The following is a 15028-nucleotide window of genomic DNA, read 5'->3' as shown; positions in this document are numbered from 1 at the left end:
TATGTTATAATCAAATTAACGGTTTTAAAGGAGGGAATGAAATGAAGGCAGTATTTCATGTAGTTGAAATGGAAAAATGGAGTTTATCTCTTATTAATGTAAGAAATCTTTTGAGAGATGCTAAAGAGGATGTAGAGATTGTAGTTGTTGCAAATGCTGAAGCAGTGGATGGATACACTAAAGATTTTGAACTAGCTCATGTGATGACTAAGCAAAATGCTAAGGGTGTTGTGTTTGAAGCTTGTGCTAATGCTCTTAAAGCTCATGAAATAAAAGAGGATGAGATATTGGACTTTGTAGAAGTTATACCTAATAGTATGATTGAATTGATAAAAAAACAAGAAGAAGGTTTTGCGTATATAAGACCATAGTAAGTAAGGGAAGGGATAGACTTATTAAGCCGTAATCCCTTCCCTTATTAAAATTTATCCATTTATATAATGTACACATTTATTTCCGCCAATATTTTTTACATTATACATTGCTTTATCTGATTTTGATATTAAGTCATCAATAGTATTTCCATCTTGAGGATAAAAACTTACCCCTATACTTAAAGCTATATTTAACTCAATATCGTCATCAACCTTTACTTTGCTATTTGCATTTGCAATTCTTTTAGCAATAGTTCTGTAGTTGCTGTAATCTCTTAAATCAGGAAGCAATACTAAGAATTCATCTCCACCCAGTCTTGCTACAACATCATTTTCTCTTGTACACTTTTTAAGTATTTTTGCTACTTCAATTAAAATCTTATCTCCTATTCTATGACCATATGTATCATTTATATATTTGAATTTATCAATGTCAATAAACATTAATCCCAATATAGTATTTCTTCTTTTAGCATTAGCTAATAGTTTTTCAGCTAGGTTATAAAAAAGTGTTCTATTTGCTAAATTAGTAAGTGTATCATAATAAGCTAATCTTTCAATTTCTTTTTCTTTTTGTTTTAATTTTTTATTTAATAAGTATAATTCATTTGCATATTCTTTTAATTGTTCTATTCTAATGAATTGACTGGTGACATCCATGAACTCAATAATCAAGTACTGTGAATTAGAACTTTTGAATTTATTTATTCTAAAGTTAAGTTCAAAATCATTAGAAATTAAGTTCTTATGCATTTCAGAAGAAAAGAAAAATTTGAAATCCTTTTCCATTGCTGAATTAAAAGCTTTTTTGAAATAAACTTTGTTTAATCCTGGAATTGCATCAAATATTTTAGAATTGATAACTTCATTTGCTTTAGTATCTGTTATATATTCCATATAATTATTCCAAAATAGTATTTCTGAATTTTCGTTCAGTATTACAATACCTTCGTTAACATAATTTAATATGTCAAATACTAATTTATCCATACAAATCATCTTCCATTTTTTCAATTATTTTCATTAATTCATTTAATGAATTTAAAGTTAAATTTATTATTACAGCTCCTTCTATTGGAGTATCATCTAAAATAAAAGTTATATAAAGCATTAGTATGTAAAAATCATTATTATTTTTAAGATCGGTTTTAAACTCTAGATAATCAAAAATGCTAACTTTAGGCAGGGTATATTCTAAGTTTACATTTAAAAAGTTTCCTATTTCACCCATGATAGAGTTTAAGATGATATTTCCTATTTCCTTTATGATATCAAAATCAATATCTGTAAAATTCATATCTTCGGCAGAGTTATCATCATCTTCTTTCATACAGAGATTGATAAATGTTCTCATCTTTTCTGCAGGAAAGATCAAATTTGCTTCTCCAGTTATTTTTTCCTCGAAGGAGATAGAAGACACCATTAATGTTCCGTTTAGTCCTTTAGAAAAATGATTATCGAAATCTAGTTCTTTATTTTTAGAGTTTAAAATTTCAATATTGGGGACATTTAATATTATTTTTTTTTCTACTATTTCTGAAAGCATGTCTGCAGCCTTACCAACACCAATATTGAAGATTTCTTTTAATATGTCATACTTTAAATCTTTTTCACTCATTTATATCACCTTTAATAATATTACTTATAATTTTTGCTTTTTCTTCATTTAAGGGCTTATTTATAAATTCTATTATTCCATATGACTCTACTTCTTCTTTTACATTTCTTTGTACATCTGCTGAAACAACAAATATCTTTGAGTTATTGTCGTATTCTTTTATTAGTTTTATTAGTTCTTTCCCATTTATATTAGGCATAAGTAAATCTACAATCACGTAATCTGGATTTATTTCTTTGTATTTAGCAAATCCTTTTTCACCGTCATTTGCAAAAGAGATTTCTATATCTTTAATAAAGCTCTTTATTAGCTTTGATGTAATTATTTGGGAAAATTTTGAGTCGTCAACAATTAGTAATTTCATTAATAAATTCCCTCCTGTTACGAAAGTAAAATTGATCTAAAATTATTATTTTTAAATCTCATATATTATATCATATTACTACATAATAGCATTTATAGTTTCATTTAGCAATGTTAAATCATATTGACAATATTAAAAACGACATAAAAAATTCTTTTATTGAGAAGATAATATAAAACAATAAATCAAGGAGGAATATTATGCTAAATAGTATTTTAGAAAAGAGATTTGTGAATAATGATGGGCTTAGCAGTGTGGTTTTAGAGATTTCTAGTGAAGAATACAACAAGTTTTATGATGAATACAATAATGAGATAGCTTCTGAAATTATTAGTGAGTATTTAGAAAAGAAAGACGATGATGGTATACCAGCAGATGTTCAAATACAGTATGATAAAAATGATAATATGGTAAGGATTTTTGCAGACATACACTATCTAGGAAATGACCACACATATTATGGTAGGTATTGATTTTCTATAACTTGATATACTGCACTATCAAGTATATAATTATACTGTATAATATCATGAAAAGAGGTGCAGTATGAAGAAAAAATATTTATTACTTATATCACTAATTATTTTAGTGCTTACTTTAAGTTCTTGTGGCAAAAGAAATGTAGAAGTAGGTAAGGAAGTGGGACTTTTCCCAGCTTATGAAAAGGAAGGAAACAAGACTGTATGGGGTTTTATAGATGAAAAGGGAGATTTTAAGATAAAAGGTCAATACAATCAAGTGGGAGAATTTGATGAAAATGGAGTTGCTAAAGTATATCAAGAAGGTAAAGTAGGATTGATAAATGAAGATGGAGAATTGATAGTACCTATAATGTATGAGGCTATAAGCGAAGTAAGAGATGGAGTAGTAAGTGCTTTACAAGGTAATATATATACTATAGTAGATATAAATGGGAAAATATTATACACAACAGATGATTATGTATTTTTGGGACAATCAAGTGATGAGTATATAGCTGCTGCTAAGGTAACTGAAGATGATGAAATGAAGATGGGATATATAGATAAGAATGGTAAAGTACTTATTAGACCAGAGTACAGTATTGCCTATGATTTTAACAATGGAAAGGCATTGGTTATGGTCAGTGAAAATAAGTATGCTTTAATTGATAAAAAAGGAAAAGTAATAAAGGAACTTAATTATGCATCTGTATCACCAGATGATAACAACGAAACCTTTATTTTTACCAATGAAGACCATTTATATGGATACTTAGATAGTAATGGAGAGGTTTTAGTTAAACCTAAATTTGCAAATGCTTATAACTATGAAGATGATATGGCTATAGTTTATGATTCTAAAACATATGAAAAAGAAGATAAATGGGGAGTTATTGATAATAAAGGTAAATTTATTGTAAAACCTAAATATACAAGTATAAGATATTTAGGTGAAGGATTGTTTGCAGTTTCAAAGGATCCAATTGATGAAAGCGATACATTTGTAAAGAAAGCCATTGTTAATGTAGAAGGTAAGCAGTTAACAGATTTTGATTTTTATAGTATTGGAGAGGTAAAAAACAAATACATTTCTGTAAGTAATGGTAAAAATACATTTTTACTAGATTTAAAGGGAAATAAGGTTTCAAAGCTTCCACAATTAGAAGGTATGGGAGAATTGACATGTTTCAATAATTTGGTTAAAGCTAATGTTGATGGAAGACTAAGTTATTATGATAGTAAGGGAAAAGTAGTTTGGGAAGAAGATAGATCATATAAATTAATGGGTGAAGGAGTTGTAAATGAGAAAAAATATTCACCTAAATTAGGAGTTACAATTTATTATCCAGAAATTAAAAATACAGATAATAAAAAGCTAGAAAAGCATTTAAATGAAGAATTATATAGATTGTTTGTAACTGAATCTATGGAAGGATTAGAAAAGTCTGAGGCGGAAACAACTCTTAGTATTGAATACGGGATAAAGAGAAGTCATGATTTATTGGTAGTGCAAAAAAGTGCTTACTATTTTATGCAAGGTGCTGCTCATGGTATGCCTACTGAAGAAACATATAATATAAATTTAAACACTGGAGAATTTTATGAATTGAGTGATTTGTTTAAGGCAAATAGTAATTATGTAGACAAACTTAGCAAAATAGTTAAAGAACAAATGGTTAAAAAACAAAATGAAGGTCAAGGCGTATATTTTGTTGATGAGTTTGAAGGTATAAGAGAAGATCAAAATTTCATATTGTTTAAAGATTATATTCAATTGTATTTTTATCCTTATGAAGTATCTGGTTATGCTGAAGGTTTTTCAAGATTTAATATACCATATACAGATATAGATGATATAATGAATAAGGATTCAGAATTTTGGTGGGCATTTACAAGTACGAAAAAGGGGAACTAGTTTTCCCCTTATTTTTTTCTTTTTTATTGTAATAATATATTTAAGGAGTTGAAATTTATGGCTAAAAAATTGAAAGAACCTATTGAAATGGAAATATTAGACGTACGTTTTCCAAATAGAGCTTATGGAGTAGTAGATGGTAAAAAGACAAAAGTAAAGGGTGGAATAGTAGGACAAAAGGTTAGAATTCATATAAATAAAAGAAGAAAAGATTATCTTTCTGGAAGCATTTTAGAGATCATAGAAAGATCACCTTTAGAAATAGAAGGGAAATGTCCCCATTATAATGAATGTGGAGGATGTTCTTATCAGACTCTTTCATATGATACAGAATTAAAAATGAAGGAAAAACAAGTGAAAGAGTTGTTTGAAAGAGAAGGATTTGATGATATTAACTTTTTAGGAATTGAGAGTAGCCCTAAGGAGTATGAATATAGAAATAAAATGGAGTATACCTTTGGAAATGAAGTTAAAGATGGACCATTGAAATTAGGCCTTCACAAGAAGGGCAGATTTTATGAAATATTAGATATGGATACTTGTAATATTGTTGATAGGGATTTTACTGTAATAAGAAAAGAAGTGATGGATTATTTTATGGAAAAAGCTGTACCTTATTATAATAAGAAGATTCATAAAGGTATCTTAAGACATTTTGTCATTAGGAAGGCACTTTCTACAGGAGAAATACTTTTAAATATTGTTACTAGTTCTCAAGGAGAGGTGGAGTTTAATGAGCTTGTAGAAAGGCTTAACAATCTTAATCTTAATGGTGAAATAGTTGGATTTATTCATACTATTAATGATGGGCTGGCAGATGCTATAAATGTAGATAGTACTGAAATTGTTTATGGTAGGGATTATATCATAGAAGAAATGCTAGGGCTTAAGTTTAAAATATCACCATTTTCTTTTTTCCAAACCAATACCTTTGGCGCGGAGAAGCTTTATTCTATAGTGAGGGAATTTGCAGGAGATATTGACAATAAGGTAGTATTTGATTTGTATTCTGGAACAGGTACTATATCTCAAATAATGGCTCCTGTAGCCAAGAAGGTTATAGGAATAGAGATAGTAGAAGAAGCTGTTTTAAAGGCCAAAGAAAATGCAAGTTTAAATGGGCTTACAAATGTAGAATTTATAGCTGGAGATGTGCTAAAAGAAGTAGATAATTTATCTGAGAAACCAGATTTGATTATATTAGATCCACCTAGAGATGGAATTAATCCTAAGGCAATTGAAAAGATAATAGACTTTTCTCCAGAAGTATTCGTATACGTATCCTGCAATCCAGTAACCTTGGCGAGAGATTTGAAGGAGTTTTTAAATAGGGGATATAAGATTAAGAAAGTAAAATGTATGGATATGTTTCCTAAAACTGGGCATGTGGAGTGTATAATTCTGATGATGTATTGTGGTGATAAGGGGAAAAACAGAGATTAACCACAACATATAGTGGTTAGGGGATGAGTTTTGGGTCAAAAATCGGCTAAAAAACACCGTTTTTTGACCCTTAAAAATAGGGCGTTTGACAGATGACATTGAATAATTTAGGTGATAAGATAAAAAGTAAAAGTAGAAAAGCTAGGGTTAAAAATGTGGGGTGAATCTTATGATAATTTATTTATCCATAATTGAATCAGAAGAAGATAAAAGCAAATTCGAACAACTTTATATTACATACAGACAAACAATGTTTTATGTTGCTAATAGGATACTTAGAGATGAATATTTATCAGAAGATGTTGTTCACCAAGCATTTTTAAGAATTATTGATAACTTATCTAAAATAGATAAAATTGACTGTCACAAAACCAAAGCTTTCATCGTTATAATAGTAGAACATATAGCAATTGATTTTTATAGAAAACGAAAACGTGAAAATAGTATATCCTTTGATGAAGTTGGAATTTATATAGAAGATGTAAAAAATAAGAGTATATTTATATTGAATGAAATAGAAGAAGCTATCCTAAAACTTCCCATAAATTATTCAATTGTGTTAAGACTAAAATATTCTCAAGGATATACCAATAAAGAAATTTCAGAGATTTTGAGAATATCAGAAGAAAATGTAAGGCAAAGATTAGTAAGAGGCAGGAATAAGTTAACAGAGAGCTTATCTGAAGGGAGTGAGAAGTCTTATGAATAAATATGTAATGGATGATGATTTCCTATATAAATATATAAAAAGTGCAGAAAATATAATGATTGATAGTTTGCCTAAGGAAGAAGCATTATCTCATAACTTCTCAAAGAGATTTCAAAAAAAGATGAATAAACTTATAAGAGAAGAAAGAAGATCTCCTTTTATAAAAACATTTGTAAACTATAGTAGAAAAGTTGCAATTATATTTTTAATATTTATATCTATAGCTTTTGCTACAACAATGAGTGTAGAAGCATATAGGGTTAGATTTTTTGAAGTAGTCATAGAAGTATGGGAAGAATTCACATCAATAATTTTTAAGGAAAAACAAAATATAGATGATGGAAAATTAATACCAGTAAATCCAACTTATATTCCAGATAATTTTAAAATTATAGAGCATGAAATTAACTCTTATGAACAATTTATCTATTGGCAGAATGATAATGGTATTGAAATAATGTTTGAGCAAGCTAAAATTACAGCAAATTCAATTATAACTGATACAGAAGGGATAGATATAGAAGAACTTTTAATAGGAGAGCAGAAAATTATTTATTTTACTAATAAAAACATTAATCAAATTTATTGGAATGATAGTAATTATATTTATGCCATCATTTCAGAATATGATAAAAATGAGCTATTAAAGATGGTTGAAAGCATAATAAATAATAAATAAAAAAATAATTTTAAATTAGGTGTCACAAAAGACTCTTTTCATTCGTTTATATAGTAAGAACAAATGAAAGGGGTCTTTTTATGATTAAGAAAAAACTAATTAGAATTGGATTATTAAGTGTAATGTTATTGCAAATCTCAACGCCAACTGTTGCTGAAAAACATGTTTTACCACCAATAGAACCAGTGGGGAATATACCTGTAATAGTCCCATATATGAAATATACAGCAAGAGCTTCTACAAATTTAGTCATTGATTCAAAGGGCAATGCTACAATAACAGCCTCAATTGATGGCTATAAAGGGGTTACAGATAAAGTTAGTATAAATGCTGAATTGCAGCAGTATAAAAATAGAAGATGGATAAAGGTTACTTCTTTTTCTGATTCTAATAATTCACATCGTATAAGAATATATGAAACTACAAAAGTATCTAAGGGTTATAAATATAGAGTTGTGACAAAAGTAACTGCTATACACAATGGAGATAAAGAAACAAAGACCATTACAAGCAGTGAGCAGAAATATTAACTACCAAGTATTAAAAAGGTGGTAGTTAATATGAGGGGTTAAATTTTATTTATGACTACACGAAGATTTAAAAGATAAAATAAAGGAGAGATTGTATTATGAAAAAAATAGTTAGTTTAATTATGGCAATAATTATGTTATTATCATTGGGTAATGGTGTATTTGCAGATCAAATTGTTTTAAATGCATATTCAGAAGAATATGATGATATTGAATTATTAAAAGAAGTAATTTTAAATATGAATGAATACGAAAAAACTTTATTTATTGAAATGATACAGTCAAGTATTGAAGAACAAGAATTTTATAGAGATAATATAGATAGAAATTATATAATTAATTACAATTTAAACGATAAAAATAGTTATCACGATATCAATAATTCTAGTATTCCCTCCAATAATTTAAAAATGCAAGCACAATCAGTTTCCATAGCATTAAAAGAATTTAATGTGGGAATTGAAGCATTAGAATTATCTAGAACAGCAACTATGTTATTTAAATCAGTAGCAGCCAGTTTAGCAGCTGCTATCGCAGATGGACCATTACCAGCAGGTGACATATTATTATTAATAACAGGAACAATTACAGTTGCATATCTAGCTGCTAATTGGGATGAAATAGGACCAAAGTGGAGTAGAATAGAAAGACTTTTCACCAGAACTTTTTCAACAGCTTCGCGTTCAATAAGACAGGCTTTATCTGATTTAAAAGCTAAGGTTTTGGATAAGGTTAATTCAAGTACAAATGTATCAGTTTCCGGTAGAACAATAAGAATTGGGAAAAAAAGATATAACTGTAATACTAGAGCAGAAGAAGCTGTTAACGATATGAAAAAAAGAAAAGACTTATACTATCCGGCAGTTTTGTATAGGAATGAAGTTTGGGTTGCACCTGTTGATATAGATAGAAACACTGCACTTGAGATAATAAAAATTAATAGTAGAACTGCTGGTGTTTTTGCAATATCTGATTCAAGAGCACGTGGATTATGTGATTCTCTTGGTGGAGCTATTTATCATAACTCACATGGTTCTGGTTCAGGTTATTGGAATCACTATCATGCTAGAAATTATCGTAATGCACATTGTTGGTTTATCTATTAGAAAGGGGAAGTATTTTATGTTGTATTTAACAAAGAAGGGAAATTTAGTCTCACTATCATATGTGTTGAAATATTTAACACATATTAAATATTTTACAGTAAGTAAACAAGGTAGTATAACTTGTGATCCAGATGGGAACAATCCACGCTTTAAAGAATGGATATACTCAGATGAGATAGAGTATCAAAGATTTTTAGAAGATCTAGAACCTTATAAGATAAAAGAATTTTCACCTAAAAATTGGTTTATGCGTCCAGAAGTATCTGATAGATTTAAAGACCAGTATTTTTATAGGGTATTAGTTTATGAATTCAATGAAACTACAAAGAATATTTTACTTAAGAATACTTTAAATGTAGTCTTTAGAGACCAGGAGGATAACTTGTTACATCTTCCAGAAGATCTATGTTTTTTCGATAAGGAATGTAAGTTATTAATGGCTACTTTATCACATATGGATTATCTTGCAATGATAAAAACAAAATCTATGGATGATATGAAGCTTAGGGAATATGAATTTCAAGAGATTGATGAAGAAGTAGTGATTCCTAGTTTGGATTTATAAAATTTATAGCAAAAACTACCTAAGTATTATGACTTGAACCTAAAAAGAAACTAAAGTTCTGCCGTTCCCTAAATATGTGATAGGGTAACTATACAATTATTAGTTAGAAAATCTATGTTCACATAATTCATTTGATAAATATAAAAAATTTACAAAACATGCTAAGTTTCTAAAGAGAGTTTAACCGTTTTTAATAAAACAATAAAAACAACTCATTGGCACTGCTATTATGTTAGAAGAAAAATGAGAAAACTATATATATAATTCTGACGAAGAAGTAAAAAATAATTGAGGAAACTTTTGATAATATATTTTTATTAGAAAGAGTAAATGGAAAGCTTGGTAATTTTCAGGATTTACCAGAAGATTTAAGTTTTTTTATTGGAAATAAATTGTTTTTAGGAACTGTTTCTCATGAGTATATTTGTACAGTATATCCCTCTTGCAATAAAGTATATGAAACTTTACAGAGACTAGGAGAATGGGAAGAAGTTCTTTATCCTAATGAAGAATAAATAATACTAGATTTATAAAACTTGTCCCTTTTATCCTCTTTATGTGGTATATAGGTGTGAAACTAAAACACATAAGTAAGATTTTTATGAGAAAAAAATTTACTGCATTTATTATTACAAAAATAACTGTGATATTAAGTTTAATGTAGAATATACTGGTTGAAAGCATAATAAATAATAAATAAAAAAATAATTTTAAATCTAGTGTCACAAAAGACTCTTTTCATTCGTTGATATAGTAAGAACAAATGAAAGGGGTCTTTTTATGATTAAGAAAAAACTAATTAAAATTGGATTATCAACAGTAATATTATTACAAATAGCAATACCTAGCTTTGCAAGAGGACATGTTTCATCACCAATAGAACCAATTGGCAATATATCTATAATAGTCCCATATATGAAATATACAGCAAGAGCATCTACAAATCTAATTATAGATTCAAAAGGTAATGCCACAGTAACAGCATCAATTGATGGCTATAAAGGGATTACAAATAAAGTAAGTGTAAATGCCGAATTACAGCAATACAAAAATGGGAAGTGGACAAAGGTTAAATCCTTCTCTGATTCAGACAATTCCCATCGTATAAGAATATATGAGACTACAAAGGTATCAAAGGGTTATAAATATAGAGTCGTGACAAAAGTAACTGCTATACATAATGGAGATAAAGAAATAAGGACCATTACAAGCAGTGAACAGAAATATTAACTACCATGTATGGGAAAGGGGTGTTTAATATGAGAGTATAAAATTTAAATATAGCTATATAATATTTTAAAAATAAAAAGGAGAGATAAATTATGAAAAAAAGTTTTATGAGATTAATGAGTTTAGTTCTAGTTTTAAGCATGATTTTATCATATAATGTTACTTATGCACAATCTTTTACAAATAATTTTAATGAAGGTACAAAGTATTACCACACAATATCAGGAGAAAAAATCACTGAAGAAGAATTAATAGAATATATCCAGAATAATGTTGATAAAATTTATAAGGTACCAGATATAAGCGTAGATTACTCAAGTAATTTGGATAATAATTATACGGTATCTGCAGCTATAGCGATACCTGCTTGGGCAATAGGACAATGGGTAATACCATTAATAGGAACAATAATAGTAACGCCAACTTTAATAAAATTAGGGAACCAAGTAGTTGAAGCAGGAAGTAAATTATTCGATACTATTATTAATGCAATTGAAAGAATAGTGTTTTCAAAAGCAAAAGTTGTTGGTCCAAAAGACAAGCTTCCGAATCAAGGAAAAGTTACTGACAAGAATCATAAAAATTCTCCACCGGTAGATGCTGGGAAACAGGGTAAACATGTACCAGGTCATAATAATAATGATAGACGCAAATCTCAATGACCAGAGGGCAGAAATGGTGTTAAGGAGACACAAGAGGCATGGGAAAAGGGTCGTTTTGTAAAGGGTGATAATTCAGTTAAAACTTATGATTTTGGAAGAAAAGTTGGACCTAATGGTGAAACAAGAGTTAAGGTTCATGGTGATAGTAAAGGTACAATACATGGCTACCCTATTCATTAAAAGAGGTGATAATTAATGTCTAATATACTAGACAAAATAGAAAAAACACATTATTCAGATGAAAGTTTAAAGGAATCTTTATATTGGAAGACAAAATTATTAAAATGTTTTGGAAGACATTATGTTGATGATTTAACAGATTTAAATTCCTCAACTTGTTTAACATATCTTGTTACTCTAAGTGAAATAAATGAAAGTTTATTTTCTAGAGAAATTAATTTACTGTTAGAATCAAGTGATTTATATTTTTTAGAAATACTTATATCTAATCAAAAGCCATTAATAACTTTTCATTTTTGGAAATATCTTAAAAAAGAAGATGGCATAGATAAAGGCTTTTTAGTATCTGATGTACCTTATTTAAAAGAACATGATTTGATTTATAAAAAGATGTTTGATTTTATAAATAATAATAATTTATTATTTATAAACGATAATGATTTAAAAAGCAAAGTATTTTTAGAAGGAAGGCTGGTAAGTCTTTATTACAAGTTCTTTAATCAAGAAGGAGAAGATCCGTTGAAGGTGCCTTATTAAAAATGTATTGTATTTTGTATTAATGAAAGGAAATATAATATTGAATAAAACCTATAAATTAGAAGATTTTATGAAAGATATAGAAACTGGATTGGAAATTGGATTCACTTTTAATTGTAAGGAATATACTTTAAGTAGAAGTGACGATAAATGTGAATTTATAAATGTAAGAGAACAAAACTATGCCTTGTATAATTCTTATGAAGAGTTATTGGAATCTATTAGAACTGAAGGATTTAGGATTATAGATATAAAAATACAAGGGGTTAAATTATGTATATAGGAGAATTATCAAATTTAATTAAAATTAACAACTTAGATAATTATACAGAAGAAGAATTTAGTAGATTTTTAAGGGAAGAGGAGACTATAAAAAAATATTCTTTAAATAATTATAAAAACACAGAAATACAATTGGTTAACTTTAAACTAGTAAAAGACTTAGATGATTTTAGAATAATAGTAATATATTGTTTAATAAATTTAGATGATGAAACATGTCAAGAAATACTATCATATTCTAAGGAATACCTTTTAGGAAACTTACAGAAAGGTCCGGATATTAAAAGCATTATAATTACAAAATTTCAAAAATGGATAGAAAAGCAATCTGATTTAAAAAAGTTTTTAATAGATGGATTAAAAAGATATTATGAAAACTGGAGGATTGATTACAAAGATGAATATGAGGAAAAAATGAGAGATATATGTATTGATGAATTAAACTATAAATTGGAGAATATGGCTTATATTGAATCATATTTTATGTATCAAGATGGCTATCCAGATACATTTATAGTAAGATTGGATGTATATTTAAAAGATAAATTATTAAACCATTATTATATGGAATTTTCAATAGATGGACAAGTATTAGATGAATGGATAGAGTGATATTTTTAAAATGAACTAAGTTTCTTAAAATTATTTGATAAAATAATACTTGGGGCGTCAAGGGTTTTTCTTATTGCTATAAAAAGTAAAGAAGTTGATAATATAAATAGAAGGAGGATAAAAAGCTTTAAAACTTACATATGGTTTAATAAGAGAACAAAAATATAAGAAAGAGGGTGAAGAAAATATGATGGTAAATAAATATATCCTTATAGTTGTAACACTAATATTTACATTTATTACAAATTATATTTTTAAGATGTCTTTTTTAAAGGGTGGAATTATAACTATAGGTCTAGTTACTCTAGGATATATTTTATATATGAATATTAAACAGAGAAAAAGATACTCCATTCTAGAAGAAAAATTGGATCCAGAAAAGTTTATAGAAGAGACTCATAAGGCCTATAGATATGCTGGAAAAAATAAAGAGTTAAATAGCTTATTAAATATGGACTTAGCCTTTGCTTATATGAGTCTTGGAGAATATAATAAAACTATGGAGTTTTTAGATAAAGTAGATCCTAAGCAACTACCAAAAACAAATAATTCCCTAGTTGGTTATTATACTTCCCTTATGATAGTTTATTATAATTTAGATGATTGTGATAAGGCTAGGGAGATGTATAAAGAAGCAAGTAAATATCCATTAAAAAATAAGAGAGCTGAACATCTAAGGGCTATTTTAGATGCTAATAAATATTTCTATGAAGGTGATTATGAAGCTAGTAGAAGATTATTTTCTTCCTATCCAAAAGATAAGATGAGTAAGAGATTTGAACTAGAAATTCTTTATGTTTTAGCTTGTATTGATGAAAAAGAAAGAAATTTCCAAAGTGCAAACCTAAAGTATAAGAAAGTAGCAAAAGAGGCTAATGGATTATACATAGGTAAATTATCAAAGGATAAACTTAAGGCTGATTATAGCTCATAGAAGGGGACAAGAATAAAAATAGTTATTAATTTATTTTTTAATTAAATATTTTAAAAATAGTGCTGGAGTGGTCTAGAATTATTTTAGGGGTATTTATATTAAGTTAATAAAGGAGAACAACTATGAATTGTAAGAAATGTAATTTTTATTGTTATGATGACGAATATATTTGCCCTAATTGTGAATCACTTTTAGAAAGGGAACTTCCTATAGATGAATATGAAAGATCCTTATTTATTTATAATAAGATGCTTGAGTTTAAAGAAAGAAAAAGAGCAATAAAAATAATTAAATTATCAAGGAGGTTTTTATTAATAGTATTAATTTCTGGTCATTTTATTTTTGGATGGTGGTTGGATACTTTTATAACATATCCTAATCGTATTGATCCTTACCAAAATACAGCTCGATGGACTATAGTTTTTGCATTAGCTTTTTATATTATACTTTTAGGCAAACCAAGCATACCTTCAGGTAAACCTTATATGGAAGGTAAAAAACTTAATAAACCTATTGGTTTAATTAATAAGAGTAGTATTAAAAAGAGTACACATGTAATTATAATATCCTTGATATTCATTTTAACGTATCTTTTTTATTTAACTTTTTTAAAGAAGATGTTTTTATCAGGCTTTATATATTGGCCGTCCTCCAAACTTGAATCTTTTGTTATAGATAAAATAGGTATCGTAATTGATATACGATATTTTATACAGTGTCTTATCATTGGAATATACTATGGGTTACATCCTATATATAACATTACTGATGCGGATTATTATCTACTTAATAGAATAAATTCCCATAATAATAGTACATTACACTAG

At 27.6% G+C, this 15028-nt stretch carries 19 protein-coding genes; 16 read left to right on the top strand and 3 right to left on the bottom strand.

All coding sequences use genetic code 11. The annotated features are described in order from the left end of the window. The first annotated feature begins 41 nt into the window (after window positions 1-41). Complete coding sequence (locus tag BQ9840_RS06505) at window positions 42-371, top strand: DsrE family protein (RefSeq protein ID WP_077369015.1); 330 nt, start codon at window positions 42-44, stop codon at window positions 369-371. A 54-nt stretch (window positions 372-425) separates the two neighbouring features. On the opposite strand, the gene BQ9840_RS06500 is transcribed toward BQ9840_RS06505, so the two are convergent. The 3 genes from BQ9840_RS06500 to BQ9840_RS06490 are packed head-to-tail and all read right to left on the bottom strand — an operon-like array spanning window position 426 to window position 2356. After that, a complete protein-coding gene (locus tag BQ9840_RS06500; RefSeq protein ID WP_077369014.1) occupies window positions 426-1364 on the bottom strand; it encodes a sensor domain-containing diguanylate cyclase in 939 nt (312 codons plus the stop codon). Continuing rightward, entirely contained in the window at window positions 1357-1992 is a 636-nt protein-coding gene (locus tag BQ9840_RS06495) for a chemotaxis protein CheC (RefSeq protein ID WP_077369013.1), read from the bottom strand. The genes BQ9840_RS06500 and BQ9840_RS06495 overlap by 8 nt, the downstream gene beginning before the upstream one ends. Continuing rightward, window positions 1985-2356, bottom strand: a complete 372-nt coding sequence (locus tag BQ9840_RS06490; protein WP_077369012.1) for a response regulator — start codon at window positions 2354-2356, stop codon at window positions 1985-1987. Before BQ9840_RS06490 ends, BQ9840_RS06495 begins: the two co-directional genes overlap by 8 nt. Window positions 2357-2556: 200 nt before the next feature. On the opposite strand from BQ9840_RS06490, the gene BQ9840_RS06485 reads away from it, so the two are divergent. The 15 genes from BQ9840_RS06485 to BQ9840_RS06415 all read left to right on the top strand — a co-directional run bounded on the left by BQ9840_RS06485 (window position 2557) and on the right by BQ9840_RS06415 (window position 15028). Further along, a complete protein-coding gene (locus BQ9840_RS06485) occupies window positions 2557-2829 on the top strand; it encodes a hypothetical protein (protein WP_077369011.1) in 273 nt (90 codons plus the stop codon). 73 nt (window positions 2830-2902) lie between these two features. After that, window positions 2903-4732: a WG repeat-containing protein gene (locus BQ9840_RS06480; RefSeq protein WP_077369010.1), complete on the top strand. Its 1830-nt coding sequence runs from the start codon at window positions 2903-2905 to the stop codon at window positions 4730-4732. Window positions 4733-4789: 57 nt separating this feature from the next. Next, window positions 4790-6175 carry a 23S rRNA (uracil(1939)-C(5))-methyltransferase RlmD gene (gene rlmD / locus BQ9840_RS06475; RefSeq protein ID WP_077369009.1) on the top strand — a complete coding sequence of 462 codons (1386 nt, stop codon included), beginning with the start codon at window positions 4790-4792 and terminating at the stop codon, window positions 6173-6175. A gap of 169 nt (window positions 6176-6344) precedes the next feature. Next, window positions 6345-6884, top strand: a complete 540-nt coding sequence (locus BQ9840_RS06470; protein WP_077369008.1) for an RNA polymerase sigma factor — start codon at window positions 6345-6347, stop codon at window positions 6882-6884. Then, on the top strand, window positions 6877-7563 hold the full coding sequence (locus BQ9840_RS06465) for a DUF4367 domain-containing protein (protein ID WP_077369007.1): 687 nt from the start codon (window positions 6877-6879) through the stop codon (window positions 7561-7563). Before BQ9840_RS06470 ends, BQ9840_RS06465 begins: the two co-directional genes overlap by 8 nt. An 80-nt stretch (window positions 7564-7643) precedes the next feature. Continuing rightward, window positions 7644-8093 carry a hypothetical protein gene (locus BQ9840_RS06460; protein WP_077369006.1) on the top strand — a complete coding sequence of 150 codons (450 nt, stop codon included), beginning with the start codon at window positions 7644-7646 and terminating at the stop codon, window positions 8091-8093. 98 nt (window positions 8094-8191) lie between these two features. Continuing rightward, window positions 8192-9199 carry a hypothetical protein gene (locus tag BQ9840_RS06455; RefSeq protein ID WP_077369005.1) on the top strand — a complete coding sequence of 336 codons (1008 nt, stop codon included), beginning with the start codon at window positions 8192-8194 and terminating at the stop codon, window positions 9197-9199. Between the two features lie 16 nt (window positions 9200-9215). Further along, entirely contained in the window at window positions 9216-9764 is a 549-nt protein-coding gene (locus tag BQ9840_RS06450; RefSeq protein ID WP_077369004.1) for a hypothetical protein, read from the top strand. A gap of 780 nt (window positions 9765-10544) precedes the next feature. Next, window positions 10545-10994: a hypothetical protein gene (locus tag BQ9840_RS06445; RefSeq protein WP_077369003.1), complete on the top strand. Its 450-nt coding sequence runs from the start codon at window positions 10545-10547 to the stop codon at window positions 10992-10994. A gap of 92 nt (window positions 10995-11086) precedes the next feature. Next, window positions 11087-11656, top strand: coding sequence for a hypothetical protein (locus tag BQ9840_RS06440; RefSeq protein WP_077369002.1), 570 nt, complete (start codon window positions 11087-11089; stop codon window positions 11654-11656). Window positions 11657-11851: 195 nt separating this feature from the next. After that, window positions 11852-12373, top strand: a complete 522-nt coding sequence (locus BQ9840_RS06435) for a hypothetical protein (RefSeq protein ID WP_077369001.1) — start codon at window positions 11852-11854, stop codon at window positions 12371-12373. Between the two features lie 22 nt (window positions 12374-12395). Then, window positions 12396-12656 carry a hypothetical protein gene (locus BQ9840_RS06430; RefSeq protein ID WP_159436094.1) on the top strand — a complete coding sequence of 87 codons (261 nt, stop codon included), beginning with the start codon at window positions 12396-12398 and terminating at the stop codon, window positions 12654-12656. Further along, window positions 12647-13267 (top strand): hypothetical protein, encoded by a 621-nt coding sequence (locus BQ9840_RS06425; RefSeq protein WP_077368999.1) that lies wholly within the window; start codon window positions 12647-12649, stop codon window positions 13265-13267. Before BQ9840_RS06430 ends, BQ9840_RS06425 begins: the two co-directional genes overlap by 10 nt. A 187-nt stretch (window positions 13268-13454) precedes the next feature. Then, window positions 13455-14201 carry a hypothetical protein gene (locus BQ9840_RS06420; RefSeq protein ID WP_077368998.1) on the top strand — a complete coding sequence of 249 codons (747 nt, stop codon included), beginning with the start codon at window positions 13455-13457 and terminating at the stop codon, window positions 14199-14201. A 122-nt stretch (window positions 14202-14323) separates the two neighbouring features. Continuing rightward, a complete protein-coding gene (locus tag BQ9840_RS06415; RefSeq protein WP_077368997.1) occupies window positions 14324-15028 on the top strand; it encodes a hypothetical protein in 705 nt (234 codons plus the stop codon).

Origin of the sequence: Anaerosalibacter sp. Marseille-P3206 (assembly GCF_900155565.1) — a bacterium.
Classification (GTDB): Bacteria; Bacillota; Clostridia; order Tissierellales; family Sporanaerobacteraceae; genus FUHM01.
This window is presented reverse-complemented; position numbering and strand designations above follow the sequence as displayed.